17 protein-coding genes are annotated in these 22,755 nt (G+C 70.5%); 7 read left to right on the plus strand and 10 right to left on the minus strand.

All coding sequences use genetic code 11. The annotated features are described in order from the left end of the window. Positions 1-24: 24 nt before the first annotated feature. Together ACFVYS_RS29200 and ACFVYS_RS29205 are read right to left on the minus strand one after the other, a co-directional pair. Positions 25-999 (minus strand): ABC transporter ATP-binding protein, encoded by a 975-nt coding sequence (locus tag ACFVYS_RS29200; RefSeq protein ID WP_389506789.1) that lies wholly within the window; start codon positions 997-999, stop codon positions 25-27. Between the two features lie 107 nt (positions 1,000-1,106). Continuing rightward, the gene (locus tag ACFVYS_RS29205; protein ID WP_389506791.1) at positions 1,107-2,330 is read right to left on the minus strand and encodes an NYN domain-containing protein; all 1,224 of its coding nucleotides are present in this window, start codon (positions 2,328-2,330) and stop codon (positions 1,107-1,109) included. Between the two features lie 223 nt (positions 2,331-2,553). Here ACFVYS_RS29205 and ACFVYS_RS29210 point away from each other — a divergent pair, with 223 nt between their 5' ends. Further along, positions 2,554-2,718 carry a hypothetical protein gene (locus tag ACFVYS_RS29210; RefSeq protein WP_266395965.1) on the plus strand — a complete coding sequence of 55 codons (165 nt, stop codon included), beginning with the start codon at positions 2,554-2,556 and terminating at the stop codon, positions 2,716-2,718. A 166-nt stretch (positions 2,719-2,884) separates the two neighbouring features. On the opposite strand, the gene dnaE is transcribed toward ACFVYS_RS29210, so the two are convergent. Next, on the minus strand, positions 2,885-6,424 hold the full coding sequence (dnaE, locus tag ACFVYS_RS29215) for a DNA polymerase III subunit alpha (protein ID WP_389506793.1): 3,540 nt from the start codon (positions 6,422-6,424) through the stop codon (positions 2,885-2,887). A gap of 215 nt (positions 6,425-6,639) precedes the next feature. Between dnaE and ACFVYS_RS29220 the strand changes: the two genes are divergently transcribed. From ACFVYS_RS29220 to ACFVYS_RS29235, 4 genes are all read left to right on the plus strand, one after another. Next, a complete protein-coding gene (locus ACFVYS_RS29220; RefSeq protein WP_389506795.1) occupies positions 6,640-7,965 on the plus strand; it encodes a DUF2252 domain-containing protein in 1,326 nt (441 codons plus the stop codon). Positions 7,966-8,033: 68 nt separating this feature from the next. Continuing rightward, on the plus strand, positions 8,034-8,726 hold the full coding sequence (locus tag ACFVYS_RS29225; protein ID WP_389506797.1) for a hypothetical protein: 693 nt from the start codon (positions 8,034-8,036) through the stop codon (positions 8,724-8,726). A 109-nt stretch (positions 8,727-8,835) separates the two neighbouring features. Beyond that, a complete protein-coding gene (locus tag ACFVYS_RS29230) occupies positions 8,836-9,651 on the plus strand; it encodes a DsbA family protein (protein ID WP_389506799.1) in 816 nt (271 codons plus the stop codon). A 92-nt stretch (positions 9,652-9,743) separates the two neighbouring features. Then, entirely contained in the window at positions 9,744-11,423 is a 1,680-nt protein-coding gene (locus ACFVYS_RS29235) for an alkaline phosphatase D family protein (protein ID WP_389506801.1), read from the plus strand. An 18-nt stretch (positions 11,424-11,441) separates the two neighbouring features. Here ACFVYS_RS29235 and ACFVYS_RS29240 read toward each other — a convergent pair whose 3' ends face one another. Next, positions 11,442-12,011: a dienelactone hydrolase family protein gene (locus ACFVYS_RS29240; protein WP_362570164.1), complete on the minus strand. Its 570-nt coding sequence runs from the start codon at positions 12,009-12,011 to the stop codon at positions 11,442-11,444. Positions 12,012-12,109: 98 nt separating this feature from the next. Between ACFVYS_RS29240 and ACFVYS_RS29245 the strand changes: the two genes are divergently transcribed. Beyond that, positions 12,110-13,219 (plus strand): mechanosensitive ion channel family protein, encoded by a 1,110-nt coding sequence (locus ACFVYS_RS29245; RefSeq protein WP_389506803.1) that lies wholly within the window; start codon positions 12,110-12,112, stop codon positions 13,217-13,219. Positions 13,220-13,222: 3 nt separating this feature from the next. Here ACFVYS_RS29245 and ACFVYS_RS29250 read toward each other — a convergent pair whose 3' ends face one another. The 6 genes from ACFVYS_RS29250 to ACFVYS_RS29275 all read right to left on the minus strand — a co-directional run bounded on the left by ACFVYS_RS29250 (position 13,223) and on the right by ACFVYS_RS29275 (position 18,957). After that, complete coding sequence (locus tag ACFVYS_RS29250) at positions 13,223-13,963, minus strand: SDR family NAD(P)-dependent oxidoreductase (RefSeq protein WP_389506805.1); 741 nt, start codon at positions 13,961-13,963, stop codon at positions 13,223-13,225. Between the two features lie 100 nt (positions 13,964-14,063). After that, positions 14,064-15,650, minus strand: coding sequence for a Na+/H+ antiporter (locus tag ACFVYS_RS29255; RefSeq protein ID WP_389506807.1), 1,587 nt, complete (start codon positions 15,648-15,650; stop codon positions 14,064-14,066). Positions 15,651-15,716: 66 nt separating this feature from the next. After that, positions 15,717-16,190: a GNAT family N-acetyltransferase gene (locus ACFVYS_RS29260; protein ID WP_389506809.1), complete on the minus strand. Its 474-nt coding sequence runs from the start codon at positions 16,188-16,190 to the stop codon at positions 15,717-15,719. Beyond that, complete coding sequence (locus tag ACFVYS_RS29265) at positions 16,187-17,131, minus strand: RluA family pseudouridine synthase (protein WP_389506811.1); 945 nt, start codon at positions 17,129-17,131, stop codon at positions 16,187-16,189. The genes ACFVYS_RS29260 and ACFVYS_RS29265 overlap by 4 nt, the downstream gene beginning before the upstream one ends. Before the next feature lie 88 nt (positions 17,132-17,219). Further along, positions 17,220-17,816: a signal peptidase II gene (gene lspA, locus ACFVYS_RS29270; RefSeq protein ID WP_389506813.1), complete on the minus strand. Its 597-nt coding sequence runs from the start codon at positions 17,814-17,816 to the stop codon at positions 17,220-17,222. Positions 17,817-17,883: 67 nt separating this feature from the next. Beyond that, positions 17,884-18,957: a TraR/DksA C4-type zinc finger protein gene (locus ACFVYS_RS29275; protein ID WP_389506814.1), complete on the minus strand. Its 1,074-nt coding sequence runs from the start codon at positions 18,955-18,957 to the stop codon at positions 17,884-17,886. Positions 18,958-19,537: 580 nt separating this feature from the next. Here ACFVYS_RS29275 and ileS point away from each other — a divergent pair. Next, positions 19,538-22,705 (plus strand): isoleucine--tRNA ligase, encoded by a 3,168-nt coding sequence (ileS, locus tag ACFVYS_RS29280; protein WP_389506816.1) that lies wholly within the window; start codon positions 19,538-19,540, stop codon positions 22,703-22,705. The last annotated feature ends 50 nt before the right edge of the window (positions 22,706-22,755 follow it).

A 22,755-nucleotide genomic window follows, 5' to 3' on the forward strand; every position in this document is an offset into this window, starting at 1 on the left:
CGGTGCCCCGCGCTCCAGTCGCCCTCAAGCCCGCACCAGCCCCTGCCGCGCCGCCCCGCCCAGCGCCAGATAGACATCCTCCAGGCTCGGTGTGGCCAGCGTGAAGTCGTCCAGGGCGGCGAAGGCGGCTCCGCCGGTGACGGTGGCTACGACCGCGCGGGCCTCGTCGGGCGCCAGCCGCAGGGTCCAGCGGCGGCCGGACTCCACGGCCCGCTCGCGCAGCGCGGCGACCTCGGGCACGTCCAGCGGCGCCCGCTCGCGCCACACCAGTTCGACCCGCACCTCGTCGGCGACCTGCTCCTTGAGCCCCGTGGGGGTGTCGCAGGCGATGACCCGGCCCTGGTCGACGACGGCGACCCGGTCGAGGACGGTCTCCGCCTCGATGACGTTGTGGGTGACGAGCAGCACGGTCGTCCCGCGCTCGGCCCGCCGCCGGTCCACGGAGGCCCACACGGCCCGCCGCGCCACCGGATCCATCCCGGTGGTCGGTTCGTCCAGCACGAGCAGGGGGCGCTCCCCCACCAGCACGGCGGCGAAGCAGGCCAGCCGGCGCTGTCCGCCGGACAGCTTGCGCAGCGGCCGTCCGGCGATCGGCGTGAGACCCAGCTCGTCCAGGACGGCGTCCCGCTCCCGGCGTGCCGCGCGCACGTCGAGGCCGCGCAGCCGTCCGGTGGTCTCGGCGGCCAGCGAGACGGTGAGGTCGTCGAGGGCGGTGGACTCCTGCCCGAGGTAGGCGAGGATCCGCGCGGCCCGCTCGGGGTGGCGCACGATGTCGTGCCCGAGGATCTCCACGCTGCCCGAGTCGGGCCGCATCAGCCCGGTCATCTGCCGTACCAGGGTGGTCTTCCCGGCGCCGTTCGGCCCGAGCAGCCCGAAGATCTCACCGCGCCGGATGTCGAGGCGTACGTCGTCGGTGGCCCGGACCTCGGGTGTCGCGGGAGTGCCGCGCCGGCCGCGGACCGCCGGATAGGTCTTGGTCAGCCCGCGCACGGCACACACGACCTCGTCCCTGTGCCGAATGGGCGGTGCCGCGCGCGTACTCACAAGGGACGAGACTACGGGGTCACGGACCGTCGCTCGCCGTCGGGGCGTCCCGGGCGGCCGGTTCAGTCCCCGGCCGGAGCGTGCTCGGCGGTCGTCCGTACGTCGATCTCGCGCCAGAATCCCGCCCGGATGGCGTACCGGTCGTGTTCGTCGATCTGGTCGTCCTTGTGCGCGAGCAGTCCGAAGCGGGCCGCGTATCTCAGCAGCTCGCCGTCGATGCGGTGCGGGATCCGCGGGTACATGCCCGACAGCTTCTGGAGCTGGCCCTGCTCGCCGAGGCGCGCAATCCACCGGCGGGCGAAGACCTGCCCCACCTCGTACGGGTCTCCGCCGACGGTGGTGATGTCCTCCTCGCGGTCGGCCCACCGCTGCTCCGCCGTGGTGAGCTGCGCGAGTGTCGGCATCGCGGCGACCTCGGAGGGCTCGGCGGGGATGCCGGGACGGTCGACCCAGCCCTTGTCGGAGGACCAGCGCAGGGTCGCCGTGGTGGGGTGCTGGACGGCCTGGGCACCGGGTGCGCGCAGGGCGGCCAGGTCCTTGGGGGTCGGCACGCCCCCCTTGGGCGCGGGAACGCGCTCCTCGGCGCCGTTCTCGGAGGCGCCGGCCGCGGAGGCGTGCTCGGTCTCCTCGGCGCCGCGCTCGGCGGCGCGGGCGAGGCCGGAGTCGGGCAGCGGCGCGGAGAGGATCGCGGCGATCTCGGGCCGGGGCGCGGGCGGCGACGCGCAGGTGCCGCCGACCTCCTTCGCGCGTACCGCCTTGGTGATCCAGATGCGGTCCAGGACGCGCCGTTCGTCGGCCTCGGCGACCAGGTCCTCCGACTGGTTGTAGTCGCCGTCGGCGGCCTGGACGGCCCACAGGTGGACGGCGACGCCGTGCTCCTTGGCGGCCATCATGCCGGGCAGCAGATCGCCGTCGCCGGTGACGAGGACGACGTCGGAGCAGGCGCGGTTGCGGGCCAGCTCGGTCAGCTCGGCGTGCATGGCGGCGTCGACGCCCTTCTGGGCCCAGCGGCCGTCGCTGCGGGTCAGCGCGCCCAGCCGGACGGTGACCCGGGGCATCACGCGCAGTCTGCGGTGTTCGGGCTGGGGGACGCGGTCCGGGGCGCCGTCGAACCAGTAGATGCGCAGCAGCGGCCGCTCGGTCTCGGACTCGGCCTGTTCCCGCAGGCCCTGGACGAGGGCGGAGTGGTCGACGGTGATCCTCGATCGCGAGGGCTCTCCGGCGAGGAGGCTGGCGGCGGCCCCCAGCAGATACCCGGCGTCCACCAGGACGATGCAGCGGTCCACACGACTCACCCTCTTTCCGGGAGGTTTGCATCGGGCTTTCTTCGAGTCTGCCCGACCACGCGGAGGTTAACGGCCGGAACTCGATCTTCGGCGTGGCGTTTCGGGGGCTTGCGCTCCGACAACCCCTGTTACAGACGGTAATTATCCGAAATGCGTTGTAAGTCAGCCTATGTGAGTCTGGTCCCGTCGATGGCCCTCAGCTCCCCCCAGGAGGCAGATCACCATGGCCAAGAACAAGAAGCAGGAGCGTAAACAGCCGCAGTCCGAGCGTGGTCAGCAGGCGGCCCAGCAGTCCTCGATGGAGTCGCAGGCCGAGCAGCGCATCTCACAGGTGACGCCGGCCGATGTCGCCCGCAAGGGCCGGCAGAAGCGCTTCGGCCACAACTGACACCCGGGCGACGGGCCGTTGCGGCTCGCACGCACCGAGGGGCGCATCCGGTACCGGATGCGCCCCTCGTAGTTTCTTCCCCCGTGGTCTCCCGCGGTGTTCCGTGGTTGCCCGCGGTGTTCCGTGGATTCCGTCGTCTCCCGCGGTTTCCCGTCCTCTGTCGCGCTCAGCCGGCCAGGCAGGACGGGCCGAGCAGTACCTTCAGATCGCCGAACAGCGCGGGGTCGGGCTTGACCCGGTGCCGGTCCAGGCGCAGGACGGTCGTCTTGGTCGGGCCCTGGAGCCTGATCCGGACCTCGCTGTCACCCCGGTGGTGAGTGAGGATCTCCCCCAGGCGGTTGATCATCGGCGGGGTGACCCGGGTGGCCGGGATGGTGAGGATCACGGGGGCGTTGGTGCCCGCGTTCGACAGGTCGGGGACCTGGAGCTCCATGGCGACGAGCCGCGGCACGTCCTCCCGCTTGTCGAGGCGGCCCTTGACGAAGACGACGGCGTCCTCGACGAGTTGGGTCGAGACGAGCTGGTAGGTCGCCGGGAAGAACATGCACTCGATGGAGCCCGCGAGGTCCTCGACGGTGGCGATCGCCCAGGCGTTGCCCTGCTTGGTCATCTTGCGCTGGAGACCGGAGATGATGCCGCCGATGGTGACGACCGCGCCGTCCGCGTGCTCACCGCCGGTGAGCTGGGCGATGCCCGCGTCGGCCTTGTCGGACAGCACGTGCTCCAGGCCGAAGAGCGGGTGGTCGGAGACGTACAGACCGAGCATCTCCCGCTCCTGGGCGAGCAGATACGTCTTCTCCCACTCGTCGGTCGTGAACTCGACGTCGAGTCCGAAGCCGGGCTCGCTCGTCTCCTCCTCGCCCATGCCGCCGAAGAGGTCGAACTGGCCCTCGGCCTCCTTGCGCTTGACCGCGACCACGTTGTCGATCATCGGCTCGAAGTGCGCGGTGAGGCCCTTGCGGGTGTGCCCCAGGGTGTCGAACGCGCCCGCCTTGATCAGCGACTCCGTGGTGCGCTTGTTGCACGCGACCGCCTCGACCTTGTCGAGGTAGTCGGGGAAGGAGCCGTACTTGCCCTTGGCCTTGCGGCTCCTGATGATCGACTCCACCACGTTGGTGCCGACGTTGCGCACGGCCTCGAGGCCGAAGAGGATCACGTCGTCGCCCTGCGCGGCGAAGTTGTGCACCGACTCGTTGACGTTCGGCGGGAGCACCTTGATGCCCATGCGCCGGCACTCGTTGAGGTAGACGGCCGACTTGTCCTTGTCGTCCTTGACCGAGGTGAGCAGTCCGGCCATGTACTCGGCGGGGTGGTTCGCCTTCAGGTAGGCGGTCCAGTACGAGACCAGGCCGTACGCGGCGGAGTGCGCCTTGTTGAACGCGTAGCCGGCGAAGGGGACCAGCACGTCCCACAGGGCCTTGATCGCCTCGTCGCTGTAGCCGTTCTTCTTGGCGCCGGCCTGGAAGATGGTGAAGTTCTTCGCCAGCTCGTCGGGCTTCTTCTTGCCCATCACGCGGCGCAGGATGTCGGCCTCGCCGAGCGAGTACCCGGCGATGATCTGGGCGGCCTTCTGCACCTGCTCCTGGTAGACGATCAGGCCGTAGGTGACCGCCAGGACCTCTTCGAGCGGCTCCTCGAGCTCCTTGTGGATCGGGGTGATCTCCTGGAGCTTGTTCTTGCGGAGCGCGTAGTTCGTGTGCGAGTCCATGCCCATCGGGCCGGGACGGTAGAGCGCCGAGACGGCGGAGATGTCTTCGAAGTTGTCGGGCTTCATCAGGCGCAGCAGCGAGCGCATGGGGCCGCCGTCGAACTGGAAGACGCCGAGGGTCTCACCGCGCTGGAGGAGTTCGAAGGTCTTCGGATCGTCGAGCGGCAGGGCCAGCAGGTCGAGGTCGACGCCCTTGTTGGACTTCACCATCTTGACGGCGTCGTCCATGATCGTCAGGTTGCGCAGGCCGAGGAAGTCCATCTTCAGCAGGCCGAGCGACTCGCACTGCGGGTAGTCCCACTGGGTGATGGTCACGCCGTCCGTGTGGCGCACCCAGATCGGGGCGTGGTCGACGATGGGCTCGCTGGACATGATCACGCCGGCCGCGTGCACACCCATCTGCCGGACCAGGCCCTCGACGCCCTTGGCGGTGTCGATGACCTTCTTGACGTCCGGCTCGTTCTCGTACATCGCGCGGATCTCGCCCGCCTCGCTGTAGCGCGGGTGCGAGGGGTCGGTGATGCCGTTGAGGTCGATGCCCTTGCCCAGGACGTCGGCGGGCATGGCCTTGGTGAGGCGGTCGCCCATGGCGTACGGGTAGCCCAGCACGCGCGCGGAGTCCTTGATGGCGTTCTTCGCCTTGATCTTGCCGTAGGTGCCGATCATGGCGACCTTGTCGGCGCCGTACTTCTCGGTCACGTACCGGATCACCTCGACGCGCCTGCGCTCGTCGAAGTCGATGTCGACATCGGGCATGGAGACGCGCTCGGGGTTGAGGAACCGCTCGAAGATCAGGCCGTGCGGGATCGGGTCGAGGTCGGTGATGCCCATCGCGTAGGCGACGATCGAGCCGGCCGCGGAGCCACGCCCCGGGCCGACCGCGATGCCCTGGTTCTTCGCCCACATGATGAAGTCGGCGACGACGAGGAAGTAGCCCGGGAACCCCATCTGGATGATGACGTCCATCTCGTACTCGACCTGCTTCTGCCGGTCGTCGGGGACGCCGCCCGGGAAGCGGCGGTCCATGCCCCGGCGGACCTCCTCCTTGAACCAGGTGATCTCGGTGAAGCCGTCGGGGATGTCGAACTTCGGCATGAGGTTCTTCGCCTCGAACATGCCGGTGGTGTCGATCTGCTCGGCCACCAGGAGGGTGTTGGCGCAGCCCTCCTGCCAGGCGTCCGAGGAGTCGATGGCGTACATCTCGTCCGTGGACTTCAGGTAGTAGCCGGTGCCGTCGAAGCGGAAGCGGTCCGGGTCCGAGAGGTTCTTGCCGGTCTGGATGCACAGCAGCGCGTCGTGCGCGGTCGCCTCGTGCGCGTACGTGTAGTGCGAGTCGTTGGTGACCAGCGGCGGGATGCCGAGCTTCTTGCCGATCTCCAGGAGGCCGTCACGGACCCGGCTCTCGATCTCGATGCCGTGGTCCATCAGCTCCAGGAAGTACCGGTCCTTGCCGAAGATGTCCTGGTAGTCGGCCGCCGCCTTGAGCGCCTCCTCCTTCTGGCCGAGGCGCAGCCGGGTCTGGAGCTCGCCCGAGGGGCAGCCGGTGGAGGCGATGAGCCCCTCGGACCACTGGGAGATGGTCTCCTTGTCCATCCGGGGCCACTTCTGGAGCCAGCCCTCGGCGTACGCGTCCGAGGAGAGCTTGAAGAGGTTGTGCAGGCCCGTCGCGTTGGCCGCCCAGATCGTCTTGTGGGTGTAGCCGCCGGAACCGGAGACGTCGTCGCGCTTCTGGTGCGGCTGGCCCCACTGGATCTTGCGCTTGTTGCGCCGCGACTCGGGGGCGACATACGCCTCGATCCCGATGATCGGGGTGACTCCGGCCTTCTTCGCGGTGTGGAAGAAGTCGTACGCCCCGTGCAGGTTGCCGTGGTCGGACATGGCGATGTGGGTCATGCCCATCTCGTTGCACGCGTCGAACATGTCCTTCAGCCGCGCGGCACCGTCCAGCAGCGAGTACTGGGTGTGGACGTGCAGGTGCGTGAACGGCGGCTTTGACACGGCTGCGGCCTCCAAGGGAAACAAACGGCAACGGGTGTCCCACCGGTTACGGACGGATCGGGGGACAGCGTCGAAGTCTATGCCTCGCGACTGACACCCGGGCTCGTTCCCCACGTACCTTCACGGGTGGGGCCGCGGGCACTTTCGTCCGGTCCCGCCCGTTGGATGCGACAGAAGCGCTGTCGTCCATGTCATGCACCAGGAGGCACCCAGCGATGTCGGTTCCGCAGCTCAACGACGAGCACCGCGGCGAGGAGATCCTCGCCGTCTTCGACACCGCGTTCGGCGAGCTCCTGGCCGCCGACCCGGCCGCGTTCCGGGTGAAGTTCCGGAAGATGGCGGCCTCGGCGTTCGCGTTCTACCGGGGTACCGCCGGTCTCTTCTACCACGACCTCGACGCCGAGAAGCGGGGCGGCCCGTTCCTGGACGAGCGCACCTCGCGCGTGTGGATCCACGGAGACCTGCACGCGGAGAACTTCGGCACGTACATGGACGCGACGGGCCGGCTGATCTTCAACGTCAACGACTTCGACGAGGCGTACGTCGGCCCCTTCACCTGGGACCTGAAGCGCTTCTCCGCCTCCATCGCCCTCATCGGCTACGCCAAGGCGCTCGGTGACGAGCAGATCAGCGAGCTGGTGGAGGTGTACGCGGGCGCGTACCGGGAGCGGATCCACGCGCTGGCCACCGGCGCCAAGAGCGACGAGGTGCCGCCCTTCACCCTGGACACCGCGCAGGGCCCGCTGCTCGACGCGCTGCGCGACGCCCGCTCGCTGACCCGTTTCGGGCTGCTGGACTCCATGACGGAGATCCGTGACTTCGAGCGCCGCTTCGCACCGGGCGGCGGCTCCATCGAGCTGGACGCCGCCACCCGCTACAAGGTCCTCGCGGCCTTCGACGGCTACCTGGAGACCCTGCCGGAGACCTCCCTGGCCCGCCCGGACTCCTACCGCGTGAAGGACGTCGTCGGCCGCCGGGGCATCGGCATCGGCTCGGCCGGTCTGCCGTCGTACAACATCCTCCTCGAGGGCCACAGCGACGCCCTGGAGAACGACGTCGTGATCTACATCAAGCAGGCCCAGACGCCGGCCGTCTCCCGGCACATCACGGACCCGGCGATCCGTGACTACTTCCTGCACGAGGGCCACCGCACGGTGATCTCCCAGCGCGCCCTCCAGCAGCACGCCGACCCGTGGCTGGGCTGGACCGAGCTGGGCGGCGCCGGCCAGCTGGTCGCCGAGGTCTCGCCGTACGCGGTCGACCTGGACTGGGGCGACATCGACGACCCGGAGGAGATCGCCGGCGTCGTCGCCGACCTGGGCCGGGCCACGGCCACGATGCACGCGGCGGCGGACGACACCTCCGGCGAGTCCCTGGTGCCGTTCTCCACCGAGCGGGCCATCGACGCGGCGATCGCGGCCGACGAGGACGGCTTCGCGCCGCTCCTGGTCGACTTCGCGCACGCCTACGGCGCACGCGCGCGTACCGACCACCAGATCTTCGTCGACCTGTTCCGCAACGGCCGGATTCCAGGTCTGTGACGGTCCGCCTTCTCACAGGGACCCTTTAGGGGTCTCCTACAGGAGCACGTGACACACTCTCCTCCGCTATGGACATATCCGGGACCCGCCTCAGAGCCGTACGCGCGGCGCTGTTCACGGCATGCGTCGTGACGCTCAGCACCGCGTCGCACGTGCTGCTGTCCCGGGCCCCGCTGCCGCTCAACACGGTGGCCGCCGTCGCGGCCGCCGTGTTCGCCCTCGCGTACGCCCTCGCCGGCCGCGAGTGCGGCTTCGGGCGGATCGCCGCCCTGCTGATCCCGCTGGAGCTGGCGGCCGACACCGTCTTCACCACCGGCCAGCACGTCTGCTACGGCCGTGCGGGCGGCCCGGTCGCCGGCCCGCTGGCCTCGGTCGGCTGGGACGTGCTGTGCGGCGACGGCACTCCCGTCGGCACCCCGCTGGCCCAGGTCACCGGCACCGGCACCGACCGGCTGGGCGGGCTCCTCGCCCACCCCGACCCGGCCGCCGCGTGGCTGCTGCTCGGCGCGCACGTCTGCGTCGGCCTGATCGCGGCCGCCTGGCTGCGCCGGGGCGAGCGGGCGCTGGCCCAGCTGCTGCGGGCCGCGACCGCGACCACCTTCCGGCCGCTGCTGCTGGCCGTCGCCGCCGTGGCCGTACGACGCGCCCCGGCGACCCGCCGTCTGCCGCGGCCCGTCCGCCGGTCGACCACCGTCCGCGAGCGGATTCTCGTGCACTCCTTGGGACGGCGTGGACCGCCGTGCTCGCTCGCCACGGTCTGAACAGGCCCGTACGTCTGCGCAGGCCCGGGCACCCCGAGCACCACCTCAGTCCCTCAGTCCCCACACGAACTTCCGCGTACGACCTGTGCGCGTCCCTTTGGAGAACACCATGAGCAAGCGGAACAGCGCGGCGGCGAAGACGCAGGCCCGGGAGCGGCTGCGCATCGAGCGTGAGCGCGAGGCCAAGCGGGCCAAGGTCAGGCGGCAGATCATCGTCGCCTGCTCGGTCGTCGGCGTGCTCGCCCTGGCGGGCGGCATAGGTTACGCCGTCGTCCAGGCGAACAAGCCCGGCTACTGGGAGGACGCGGCGAAGGCCAAGCTGGTCGCGCCGGCCAACACCAGCGGCAAGAACGGCACGACGGTCGTCATGGGCAAGGCGAGCGCCAAGAAGACGCTCGTGATGTACGAGGACCCGCGCTGCCCGGTCTGCGCCCAGTTCGAGCAGACCGTCGGCGCGACGGTGAAGAGCGACTTCGACGCCGGCAAGTTCAAGATCCAGTACGTCGGCGCGACCTTCCTCGACCGCAGCCTGACCGGTGAAGGATCCAAGAACGCGCTCAGCGCGATGGGCGCCGCGCTCAACGTCGGCCCCGAGGCGTTCCTGGAGTACAAGACCGCGCTGTACTCGGCGAAGTACCACCCCGAGGAGACCGAGGACAAGTTCAAGGACGACTCCTACCTGATCAAGGTGGCGGACACGGTCTCGGCGCTGAAGGGCAACGCGAAGTTCCAGAGCGCCGTGAAGAACGGCACCTACGACCGGTGGGCGCTGGAGATGTCCAAGACGTTCGACAAGAGCGGCGTCTCGGGTACCCCGACCCTGAAGATGGACGGCAAGACGCTGACCGGCTCCGACGGACAGGGCAACGCCCCGATGACGGTCGCCGACTTCACCACGGCGATCGACGCGGCGCTCAAGGGCTGACCGGCTCCTGATCCGACGCTTCGAGGAAGAGCGGGCGAACTTTTCGGAGTTCGCCCGCTCTTCTGTCGTACTGGTCAGTAATCTGATCGCCCGTGACCAGTCGATACAGATCCTCCCAGAGCGCCGACACCCCGTCAGAGCGCCCCAACTCGCTGTCGCCGCGCCGCCGTACGGCGCTCAAGGCCGTGGCAGCCACCGCGGTACTGGCCGGCCCGCTCGCCGCCGCGCTGCCGGCCCGTGCCGCCGAGGCCCCCGTCTTCCTGCACGGCCTCGCCTCCGGCGACCCGCTGCCCGACGGCGTCCTGCTGTGGACCCGGGTGACGCCCACCGCCGAGGCGATACCCGGCTCCGGACTCGGTCCGGCCACGGAGGTGAGCTGGGTCGTCGCCACAGACAAGGCACTGACGAACGTGGTCGCCAAGGGCTCCACCACCGCGTCCGCCGCGACCGACCACACCGTCAAGGCCGACATCCGCGGCCTCGCGCCCGCCACCGACTACTGGTTCCGCTTCTCGGCCGGCGGCACGGACTCCCCGGTGGCGCGTACCCGCACCGCGCCTGCGGCGGACGCCGCGGTGCCGGGCCTGCGCTTCGGCGTGGTCTCCTGCGCCAACTGGGAGGCCGGCTACTTCTCCTCGTACCGTCACCTCGCGGCCCGCGGCGACCTGGACGCCTGGCTGCACCTGGGCGACTACATCTACGAGTACGGCACCGGTGAGTACGGCACGCGCGGAACCGTCGTACGGCAGACGGCGCCCACCCACGAGATCCTCACCCTCGCCGACTACCGCACCCGGCACGGCAAGTACAAGACCGACCCGGACCTCCAGGCCCTGCACGCGAAGGCGCCGGTCGTCGCGATCTGGGACGACCACGAGTTCGCCAACGACACCTGGTCGGGTGGCGCCGAGAACCACACCGAGGGCGCCGAGGGTGCCTGGTCGGCCCGGCAGGCGGCCGCCAAGCAGGCCTACTTCGAGTGGATGCCGGTCCGGCCGGCCATCGCCGGCACCACCTACCGCCGGCTGCGCTTCGGCAAGCTCGCCGATCTGTCCCTGCTGGACCTGCGCTCCTTCCGCTCGCAGCAGGTCGCCGTCGGCAACGGCACCGTCGACGACCCGGACCGCACGCTCACCGGCCGCGCCCAGCTCGACTGGCTGAAGGCCGGGCTGAAGGCGTCCGACACCACCTGGCGGCTGGTCGGCAACTCGGTGATGATCTCGCCGTTCGTCATCGGCTCGCTCTCCGCGGACCTGTTCAAACCGCTCGCCAAGCTGCTCGGCCTGCCGCAGGAGGGCCTCGGCGTCAACACCGACCAGTGGGACGGCTACACCGACGACCGCCGCGAACTCCTCGCCCACCTGCGCTCGAACGCCATCCGCAACACCGTGTTCCTGACCGGTGACATCCACATGGCGTGGGCCAACGACGTGCCGGTGGACGCCGGGACCTACCCGCTGTCGGCCTCGGCCGCCACGGAGTTCGTGGTCACCTCGGTGACCTCCGACAACCTCGACGACATCGTGAAGGTCCCGGAGGGCACGCTCACCGCGATCGCCTCCCCGGTCATCCGGGCCGCCAACCGGCATGTCCACTTCGTCGACACCGACCGGCACGGCTACGGCGTCCTGGACATCACCGCCGAACGCGCGCAGATGGACTACTACGTGCTGTCGGACCGCACCAGCACCACCGCGACCTCCGCCTGGTCCCGCTCGTACCGCACACGCAGCGGCACACAGAAGGTGGAGCGGACCTACGACCCGGTCTAGGTCCGGGTCGGCGCCCTCCTAGAGCGTCTCGAGGAAGCCGAGTGCCACCCGCCAGGTGGCCTCGGCGGCCTCCTCGTCGTAGTCGGGCAGCTCGGGGTCGGTGTACAGGTGCCCGGCTCCCGCGTACCGGTAGATCTCCACGTCGGCGCCCGCTCTGCCCATCTGGAGATACCAGGCGCTCAGCCAGTCGTCGGTCTCGAACTGGTCCGGCTCCGCGACATGCAGCTGCACCGCAAGGCCGTCCACCGAGACGTTCGGCGCCAGGTCCGAGGTGCCGTGCAGCAGGAGCAGGCCGCGCGCCCTGGCGTCGCCGAGGGCGAGGGTCTGGGCGATCGACGCGCCGAGCGAGAACCCGGCGTACACCAGCCCGCGCTCCGAGTAGGGCGCGGCGGCCAGGACGGCTCTCTTCAGCAGCTCGTCCTTGCCGATCTCCTCGTTGTACGCCATGCCCTCCTCGACCGTGTCGAACGTGCGTCCCTCGAAGAGGTCCGGCGTCCACACTTCGTGCCCGGCGGCGCGCAGCCGGTCCGCCGCGGCGCGCACCGCGGGCCGCGGACCATAGGTCGAGTGAAAGAGCATGATGTTCATGTGCCCATGGTGCCAGCCTGCACTGACAACGCCGTGCGTGCGCCTCCTCACAGAAACCGCATGTTCAGGACCCCTCCGACCCGGTTACGTTCGAAGGCATGGAGAACCTGCTCCGCCCCGTGATCGTGGTCGGCGGCTCGGTCGTGCTGACAGTCCTCATCGGCTGGGCCACCGACCGCCTGCTGTCCAAGGCCGACCTACGGCACCCCGAGACCCCGCTGTGGGGTCTGCTGCGCCGTGGCCGCATCCCCTATCAGCTCGTGCTGTGCGCGGCGCTGCTGAGAGGGTCGTACGACGCCGCACAGATGCTGGAGGACCATCGGACCGGTATCGGCCAGTTCCTCACCCTGGTGCTGATCGGCTCGGCGGCCTGGCTGGTGATCAGGATCGCGGCGGCGATCGTCGAGACGTCCTACACCCGCTACGCGCGCGTGCACCGCGATGCGGCCCGGGTCCGGCGGGTGCGGACCCAGGTGTCGCTGATCATGCGGGTGGTGGCGGCCGTCGTCGGGGTGGTCGCGGCGGCCTCGATGCTGCTGACGTTCCCCGCCATGCGCGCGGCGGGCGCCTCCCTGCTGGCCTCGGCCGGGATCCTCGGCATCGTCGCCGGTGTGGCCGCCCAGTCGACGCTGAGCAACATGTTCGCCGGCTTCCAGATCGCCTTCGGCGACATGGTGCGCATCGGCGACACGGTCGTGGTGGACGGCGAGTGGGGCACGGTCGAGGAGATCACCCTGACCTTCCTGACCGTGCGGACCTGGGACGAGCGCCGGATCACGATGCCGGTCTCGTACTTCACCTCGAAGCCCTTCGAGAACTGGTCGCGCGGCACCCCGGAGATGACCGGCATCGTCTACTGGCACGTCGACCACAACGCGCCGGTGGAGCTCATGCGTGAGAAGCTGCGCGACATCCTGCGCGAGTGCCCGGCCTGGGACGGCCGCGCCTGCGGGCTCGACGTCACCGACACCACGCCCAACACCATGCAGGTGCGGGCCCTGGTCACGGCGAAGGACGCCGACGACATCTGGACGGTACGGGTCAGGGTCCGCGAGGAGATGATCCGCTGGCTGTCCAAGGAGCACCCCTACGCGCTCCCGAGGGTCAACACGGCGGACGCGGCACTGGCCCCCGGCCGCCTGCCCGCACAGTCCGCCTCCCCCGACGGCGCGGCCCGTCGCGTCCACGAGCCGCCGCGGGGCCGCTGACCGTCAGTTCCCGCGCTCCGCACCCCCGTTGACCTGGACGACCTGCGAAGTGACGTGACCGGCGCCCGGGGAGGCCAGCCAGTGCAGTGTGGCGGCGATGTCCCCGGGCGTCCCGGCGCGCCCGGTGAAGGTCTCGCCGACGAGCCGCTCGCGCCGCGCCGGCTCGATGGCGTCCCCGAAGAACCCGGTGTCCTCGACATATCCCGGGGCGACGAGGTTCGCGGTGATGCCCCGGGGCCCCAACTCCCGGGCGAGATCACGGGCGTACGGGTGCAACGCGGCCTTGGCGCCGCCGTACGCCCCGCTGCCCGACCCCCGGTAGGCGGCGATCGAGCTGACGAACAGCACCCGCCCGCCCGGCGAGGCGAGCCGGTCCTTCAGGGCCTCGGTGAGCAGGGCGGCGCTGAGGGTGTTGTTACGGAAGTTGACGGTCCAGTCGTGCGCGACGCGGTCCAGCGGATCCGCGCTGTCGCTCGGCGGCTCCAGGTGCCCGGCGCCCCCGGCGCTGTGCACCAGCACGTCCACGGTGGCGAACTCCGCCGCCACGAACCGGGCGACCCCCCGCACCTGCTCCGGCTCGCTCAGATCCGCGGCGTAGGTGAGCGCACCGGCCACCCCGGCCTTCTCCAGCACCTCCGCCCGCCGCCCGAGCAGCAGCACCCGATCCCCGTCCGCGGCGAAGACCTGCGCCGCGGCGAGCCCGATCCCTGTTCCGCCTCCACTGATCACCACGTTGCGTGCCATGGTCCGAGCGTAACGAGCGGTACCCACAGGGGTCGTGGCGGTTTACGCGACTGCCATGAACCGGGCGGCCGCGAAAGGCGGGCCGGCCGGCCCGGAGGCCTCACTTGAGGCTGCGCACGTCCAGATGCCGCAGCACCCGGTCCACGATCTCCGGATCGGCGCCCGGCTCGCTGCGCGCCGCGACCACCTCGTGCCGGGCCGCGCTGAGCATCTCCCCCTGGATCCGTCGCACCCGCTTCAGCCTGCGCACCCGCTGGTCGTGACCCTCCCGCCGTTCGTCCTCCCCGACGTCGGGACTGATCCGCAGCCCGATGTCGAAGGCCCGCCGCAGCATCTGCTCGGACAGCTCCTCCGGCAGGTCCTCCTCGGCCTCGATCTCCCGCAGCCGCCTTTTCGCCGCCTTCGCGGCCCGCACCGCGAGCTCCTTCTCGAACTCCTTCTCGCGGTCGGCGTCCGACCGCACGTCGAGGCGCTTCACCAGCCACGGCAGGGTCAGTCCCTGAAGGACCAGCGTCGCCATGATCACGCCGAACGCGATGAAGATGATCTCGTCCCGGTCGGGGAAGGGCCCGCCCTCGTCGGTCTTCAGCGGCACGGCCAGCGCCAGCGCCACCGAGGCCACCCCGCGCATCCCGGCCCACCACATGACGAGGGTCTCCCGCCAGTTCGTCGGAATGTCCTCGAGGTGGTCCTGTCTGGCGTGCAGCCGTTGCGTCAGCCAGGTCGCCGGCAACAGCCACAGCAGCCGTACGACGACCACGACGACCACGATCACCCCGGCCCAGCCCAGCATCTCCCCCCAGCGCCCGGACGCCGTCCGGATCGCGTTGTGCAGCTCCAGGCCGATCAGCCCGAACGCGACGCCCGTGACGAGGGTGTCGATGATGTCCCAGAAGGTGTGGCCCGCCAGCCGGGTCAGCACGTCGTCGGGGTCGGTGGCGTACTCGGCGAGGAACATGGCCGTGGTCAGGACGGCCAGCACGCCGGAGCCGTGGAACTCCTCCGCCAGCACGTACGAGGCGTACGGCACCAGGAGCGTCAGCCCGATCTGCAGCGTCGTGTCCCCGAGGACGTCCAGCAGCCTGTTCGCGCCCCAGCCGAGCGCGACACCCACCGCCACCGCCACCACCGCGGACAGCACCAGGTCGAGACCGGCCTGCCACGGCGAGAACGACCCGCTCACGGCCGCGGCGATCGCGACGTGGTAGAGCACGATGGCCGTCACGTCGTTGAAGAGCCCCTCGCCCTCCAGGATGGACACCAGCCGGCGGGGCAGCCCGAGCTGTCCGGCCACCGCGGTGGCGGCCACCGGGTCGGGCGGCGCGACCAGCGCGCCCAGCGCCACGGCCGCGGCGATCGGCAGCCCCGGCACGATCGTGTGCGCCACGACCGCCACGCACACCGTCGTGACGAACACCAGCGCCACGGCCAGCAGGAAGATCGGCCGCACGTTCGCCGCGAACTGCCGCCACGAGGTCCTCCGTACCGCCGCGTACAGGAGGGGCGGCAGCAGGAGGGGCAGGATCAGGTCCGGCGGGATCTCCACGTTGGGCACGAATTCGAGCACCGCGAGGACGATCCCGAGCAGGGTCATGAGCACCGGCGCCGGCAACCCGAACCGGTCCCCGACCGGGACGCTCACCACGGCCCCGAGCAACAGGACGAACAACAGGGCCAGCTGGTCCACGGTCAGCGCTCCGGGTCTAGACGATCAAGAACATCCAGACCTCCAGCGTCGCACGACCACCGTCCGCTACAGAGAACGCCGCATGGACCGGTGCGGAATCCCCGCCTCCATGTCCTGCGGCCCGTACGCCGCGTACCCCAGCCGCTCGTAGAACCCCAGCGCCTGGGTCTGTGCGTGCAGATCCACGGCCGCGAGCCCCCGCGCGCGTGCCGCCTCCTCGATGGCCCGCACCAGCGCCACCCCGACGCCCAGCCCGCGCGCCTCGCGTGTCACGGCGAGCCGCCCCAGCGAGCCCACCGACAGGTCGCCGCCGGTCCGGTCGGCGACCGCCTCGCCGTACAGCAGCCGCCCGGTGCCGAGCGGCAGCCCGTCCTCCCGGACCGCCAGCACATGGACGGCGTCGGCGTCGTGCGCGTCGTACTCCAGGTCCTCGGGCACGCCCTGCTCGCCGACGAAGACCTCCTTGCGCACCGCGAAGCACGCCTCCCGGTCGGCGGGGTCCTCGGCGACCCGCACCGAGTACCCGTGCGGACCGCTCATCCGTAGGTCTCCTCGCGGACCTGCTCCAGCGCCTTGGCCAGGTCCTCGGGGTAGTCACTGGCGAACTCCGCCCACTGCCCGTCCCCGGGGTGCTCGAAGCCCAGCCGCACCGCGTGCAGCCACTGCCGGGCCAGGCCCAGCCGCTTGGACAGCGTGGGGTCGGCGCCGTACGTCAGATCGCCGACGCAGGGGTGGCGGTGGGCGGCCATGTGAACGCGGATCTGGTGCGTACGGCCCGTCTCCAGCTTCACGTCCAGCAGGGAGGCCGCGCGGAAGGCCTCGATCAGGTCGTAGTGCGTGACGGACGGCTTGCCCTCGGCCGTGACCGCCCACTTGTAGTCGTGGTGCGGGTGCCGGCCGATGGGCGCGTCGATCGTGCCGCTGGTCGGGTCGGGGTGGCCCTGGACGAGCGTGTGGTAACGCTTGTCGACCGTGCGCTCCTTGAACTGGCGCTTCAGCGACGTGTACGCCCGCTCCGACTTGGCGACCACCATCAGCCCCGAGGTGCCGACGTCCAGCCGGTGCACGATGCCCTGGCGCTCGGCGGCACCGGAGGTGGAGATGCGGTACCCGGCGGCGGCGAGCCCGCCGATGACGGTCGTCCCGCTCCAGCCGGGCGACGGGTGCGCGGCCACGCCGACCGGCTTGACGATCACGACCACGTCGTCGTCGTCGTGCACGATCTCCATGCCCTCCACCGGCTCGGCGACGATCTGCACCGGCGCCGGAGCCGGCGGCATCTCGACCTCCAGCCAGGCCCCGCCGATCACCCGCTCGGATTTGCCGACCACCGAGCCGTCGACCGTGACCTTCCCCGCCGCAGCCAGCTCGGCGGCCTTCGTACGGGAGAAGCCGAACATGCGGGAGATGGCGGCGTCTACGCGCTCGCCCTCCAGGCCGTCCGGCACGGGCAGGGTGCGGGTCTCGGGAATCGTGCTCACCCGTCGAGTATGCAGGACGGCTCCGGTACCGCCGTACGGCCCTGTGGACAACCGCTGTGGACGACCTCCGTGAACGACCGCCGGGCGGTCAGTCCTTGTGGACGGTCCCGTCCGGGTCCAGGCCCTTGAAGGACAGCAGCACGATCAGGATGCCGCCGCAGACGATCGCCGAGTCCGCGAGGTTGAAGACCGCGAAGTGCTTCGGGGCGATGAAGTCCACGACCGCGCCCTCGAAAACGCCCGGCGCGCGGAAGATCCGGTCGGTGAGGTTGCCCAGCGCGCCGCCCAGCAGCAGCCCCAGGGCGATCGCCCAGGGCAGGCTGTAGAGCTTGCGGGCGAGCCGGGCGATCACCACGATCACGGCCGTCGCGATCACCGTGAAGATGATGGTGAACGCCTCACCGAAGCCGAAGGCCGCGCCCGCGTTGCGGATGGCCTCGAACTTCAGCCAGTCCCCGATGATCTCGATCGGCGCGTGGTGCTCCAGCTTGGCGACCACGATCATCTTGCTCACCAGGTCGATCACGTACGCGACCGTGGCGACGGTGAAGAGCACGGCGATCCGGCGCTTGCCCCTGGGCCGCGCCTCGGTGCTCTCCTGCCCGTCCGGGCCGGACGACTGCTCCGGCTCGGATCCCGCCTCTGGGATGTCCGGCGTACCGATGACGCGCTCCGCCTCTGCCACGTGAGTCCCTCAACCTAGGTACCTGACTGAGGACGAGGGTACGGCACACCCCCCGACCGCCAGGTGATCAGTACCGGCGCTCCTGCTTCTGCTTGCACTCGACGCACAGAGTGGCCCTCGGGAAGGCCTGCATCCGGGCCTTGCCGATGGCCTGGCCGCAGTTCTCGCACAGGCCGTAGGTGCCGGCGTCCAGCCGCTCCAGGGCGTGCTCGGTCTGGATCAGCATCTCGCGCGCGTTGGCGGCCAGCGCCAGTTCGTGTTCACGCGTGATGTTCTTCGTCCCGGTGTCCGCCTGGTCGTCGCCCGCGCCGTCCCCCGAGTCCCGCATCAGCCCCGTCAGGGCCGCCTCGGACGAGGCGAGCTCCGCCCGCAGCCGCCCCTGTTCGGACTGGAGCTCCGCACGGGCCTCCTCGACCTCCTCCGGTGTCCACGGCTCCTCGCCGGCGCGCACCGCGAGCTCGCCGGGCTCCACCGCCGCGAGGCGCGCCTTGGGAACAGCGGTCTTCGCCGCCGTGGCCGTACCCGGAGTCTTCTTCGCAACCACAGTCGTGGCTCCCGTCTGCTCCGCGGCCGAGGCCGCGCCCACCTTCTTGGCCGTGCTCTTCCTGCCCGCGCTCGTCCCGGTCACGCCTTCGGCGCCGGCGATCTTCCCGACCGGCGCCTTCTCGGCGGTGACCTTCTCAGCGGTGACCTTCTTGGTGGCCGCCTTCTTGGCAGCCGACTTCTTCGCGGTCGTCGGCTCCGCCGCGGCCGCCTTCCTGGCCGCGGTCTTCTTGGCGACCGTCTTCTTGGCAGCCGGCTTCCCGGTGACTGCCTTCGTGGCGACCACCGCCTCCGTGGCCGCCTTCTTCACCGCTCTCTTCGCGGCACTCTTCTTCGCGGCGGGCGCCTTGCCGGCCGGTCCGTCGCTCTCGACCGGCTCCGCCGCCTGGGCCTCCGCCGCTTCCTCCTCCTCAGGTCTTCGAGCCACCGCCTTCTCGGCGGCCGGCTTCCTGGCCGCGGCCTTCTTCGGTGCTCCAGCCGTCGCGGACCGCACCGACTTCACGGCCCTGGAGTCCTTGGCCGCGCCACCGGAGGCACCGGAGGCACTCGTGGAGCTGCCGGACGCCGACTGCTGTACGGCGGTCTTCTTCGCCACCATGGCCGCGGCCCCTTCACATATTGTGATCTTGCACGCGAATCGTGCTGGGACGATAAATCGACTTGGAGCCCGCGGCAACGGGGCGCACCGCTCGATTCGCCCGCCTCGCGGCAAGCCTGCATCCGTTGTGCCCAGCTCCCCGCCCGGTAATCCGCCGAGCCGGGCATCCCGGAATCCGAACGCACACACCATCACACATAGCCACCATTCGGGTCATTCCGGAATAGGTCGTCGGCCGGTTCCGCCGCCCCCGAAAACCCGTCGGCCGCTGTCGTCGGGGAGCCGTACACTGGGCGGAGCGAAAAGTGTGGATGGGGACGAGTAGCGGCGTACGCAGCCCAGAGCGACCCGGGGACGGTGGAAGCCCGGGGGCGAGCGCGACGTGAAGATCACCCCGGAGCCGCCGGAAGAAAGCCGCAGCCGACAGGCGAAGGCCAGTAGAACCGGCATCGCGACCCCAATGAGGGGGCTCACCGGCGCGTGGAGCGCACCGGAGGGCCAAGGAGGGTGGTACCGCGGGAGCGCGCCGCACACGGCGTAGACAGGCAAGTCGGCTCTCGTCCCTCCGACGGAAGGCAGTATGTCCGCCGGAGGAAGCTCGTTGAATACGCAGCCGCAGTACCGCCAGGTGCCCGCCCAGGTCGACCTGCCCGCCCTCGAGCACGCGGTGCTCGACTTCTGGCGCGAGCAGAAGATCTTCGCCAAGAGCCTGGAGCAGTCCGAGGGCCGCCCCGAGTGGGTGTTCTACGAGGGCCCGCCCACCGCCAACGGCATGCCGGGCGCCCACCACATCGAGGCCCGCGTCTTCAAGGACGTCTTCCCTCGCTTCCGCACCATGCGCGGCTACCACGTGGCCCGCAAGGCGGGCTGGGACTGCCACGGCCTCCCGGTGGAGCTGGCGGTCGAGAAGGAGCTCGGCTTCTCCGGCAAGCAGGACATCGAGGCGTACGGCATCGCCGCCTTCAACGACAAGTGCCGCGAGTCCGTGCTCCGCCACACCGACGCGTTCTCCGAGCTGACGACCCGCATGGGCTACTGGGTCGACCTCGACGACGCCTACGTCACGATGGACCCCGAGTACATCGAGTCGGTCTGGTGGTCGCTGAAGGAGATCTTCAACAAGGGCCTGCTGGTCCAGGACCACCGCGTCGCCCCCTGGTGCCCCCGCTGCGGCACGGGCCTGTCCGACCACGAGCTGGCCCAGGGCTACGAGACGGTCGTCGACCCCTCCGTGTACGTCCGTTTCCCGCTCACCTCCGGTCCGCTCGCCGGCGAAGCCGCCCTCCTGGTGTGGACGACGACCCCCTGGACACTGGTCTCCAACACAGCCGTGGCCGCGCACCCCGAGGTCCCCTACGTCGTGGCGACCAACGGCGAGGAGAAGCTCGTCGTCGCCGAGCCGCTGGTCGCCAAGGCGCTCGGCGAGGGCTGGGAGACCACCGGCCAGACCTTCACCGGCGCCGAAATGGAGCGCTGGACCTATCAACGTCCGTTCGAGCTCGTGGAGTTCCCGGAACCCGCCCACTACGTGGTGAACGCCGAGTACGTCACCACCGAGGACGGCACCGGTCTGGTCCACCAGTCCCCCGCCTTCGGTGAGGACGACCTCAAGGTCTGCCGCTCCTACGGCCTGCCCGTCGTCAACCCGGTACGCCCGGACGGCACCTTCGAGGAGTCCGTCCCGATGGTCGGCGGCGTCTTCTTCAAGAAGGCGGACGAAAAGCTCACCGAGGACCTCCAGCAGCGCGGCCTCCTCTTCAAGCACATCCCGTACGAGCACAGCTACCCGCACTGCTGGCGCTGCCACACCGCGCTCCTCTACTACGCGCAGCCGTCCTGGTACATCCGCACCACGGCCGTCAAGGACCGCCTCCTCCAGGAGAACGAGAAGACCAACTGGTTCCCGGACACGGTCAAGCACGGCCGGTACGGCGACTGGCTGAACAACAACATCGACTGGGCGCTCTCCCGCAACCGCTACTGGGGCACCCCGCTGCCGATCTGGCGCTGCGAGGAGGACCACCTCACCGTCGCCGGCTCCCGCGCGGAGCTCACCGAGCTGACCGGCACCGACCAGTCCGAGCTGGACCCGCACCGCCCGTACATCGACGCGGTCACCTTCGCCTGCCCCCACGACGACTGCGGGCGGACGGCCACGCGCGTGCCGGAGGTCATCGACGCCTGGTACGACTCGGGTTCGATGCCGTTCGCGCAGTGGGGCTACCCGTACAAGAACAAGGATCTCTTCGAGTCCCGCTACCCGGCGCAGTTCATCAGCGAGGCCATCGACCAGACCCGCGGCTGGTTCTACACGCTGATGGCCATCGGCACGCTGGTCTTCGACAAGTCGTCGTACGAGAACGTCGTCTGCCTGGGCCACATCCTGGCCGAGGACGGCCGCAAGATGTCCAAGCACCTGGGCAACATCCTTCAGCCGATCCCGCTGATGGACCAGCACGGCGCCGACGCGGTCCGCTGGTTCATGGCGGCCGGCGGCTCCCCGTGGGCGGCCCGCCGCGTGGGCCACAACACCATCCAGGAGGTCGTCCGCAAGACGCTCCTGACGTACTGGAACACGGTCGCCTTCCAGGCCCTGTACGCCCGTACGTCCGGCTGGGCGCCGAGCGAGGCCGACCCGGCCCCGGCCGACCGCCCGGTCCTGGACCGCTGGCTGCTCTCCGAACTCCACGCGCTCACCGACCAGGTGACGCAGGCTCTGGAGGCGTACGACACCCAGCGCGCCGGCAAGCTGCTCTCCGCGTTCGTCGACGACCTGTCCAACTGGTACGTCCGCCGCAGCCGTCGCCGCTTCTGGCAGGGCGACAAGGCCGCGCTGCGCACCCTGCACGAGGTCGTCGAGACGGTCACCCGGCTGATGGCCCCGCTGACCCCGTTCATCACCGAGCGGGTCTGGCAGGACCTCGTCGTACCGGTCACCCCGGACGCCCCGGGCTCCGTCCACCTGGCCACCTGGCCGGAGGCCGACCTCTCCGCGATCGACCCGGAGCTGTCGAAGCAGATGGTCCTGGTCCGCCGCCTGGTGGAGCTGGGCCGCGCCACACGCGCGGAGTCGGGCGTGAAGACCCGCCAGCCCCTCAAGCGCGCCCTGATCGCCGCGAGCGGCTTCGACGTCCTCGACCGCGAGCTGCACGGGCAGATCACGGAGGAACTCAACGTCGAGTCCCTGGCGTCCCTCTCCGAGGTCGGGGGCAGCCTGGTCGACACGACCGCCAAGGCCAACTTCCGCGCCCTGGGCAAGCGGTTCGGCAAGCGCGTCCAGGACGTGGCCAAGGCCGTCGCGAACGCCGACGCCGCCGCGCTCTCCCTCGCCCTGCGCGAGGGCACGGCAGCGGTGGAGGTCGACGGCGAGACGATCACCCTGGCCCCCGACGAGGTCATCATCACGGAGACCCCGCGCGAGGGCTGGTCGGTCGCCTCCGACTCCGGCGCGACGGTCGCCCTCGACCTGGAGATCACCGAGGAGCTGCGCCGCGCGGGCCTGGCCCGGGACGCGATCCGGCTGATCCAGGAGGCCCGCAAGAACAGCGGCCTCGACGTCGCCGACCGCATCGCGCTGCGCTGGACCGCGACGGACCCGGCGACCGCCGACGCCCTGTCCGGTCACGCCGGCCTCATCGCCGACGAGGTCCTCGCCACGGACTTCGCCCAGGGTGAGGCGGACGACACCTACGGCGCCCCGTTCACGGACGACGGCCTGACGCTGACGTTCCGCCTGCGCAAGGCGTAAGGCACCTCCGCGAGGGCCCGGTTCCCCCGAGGGGGGCCGGGCCCTCGCGG

The sequence above is a fragment of the Streptomyces sp. NPDC058295 genome (genome assembly GCF_042880655.1).
In the GTDB taxonomy this organism is placed as follows: domain Bacteria; phylum Actinomycetota; class Actinomycetes; order Streptomycetales; family Streptomycetaceae; genus Streptomyces; species Streptomyces coriariae.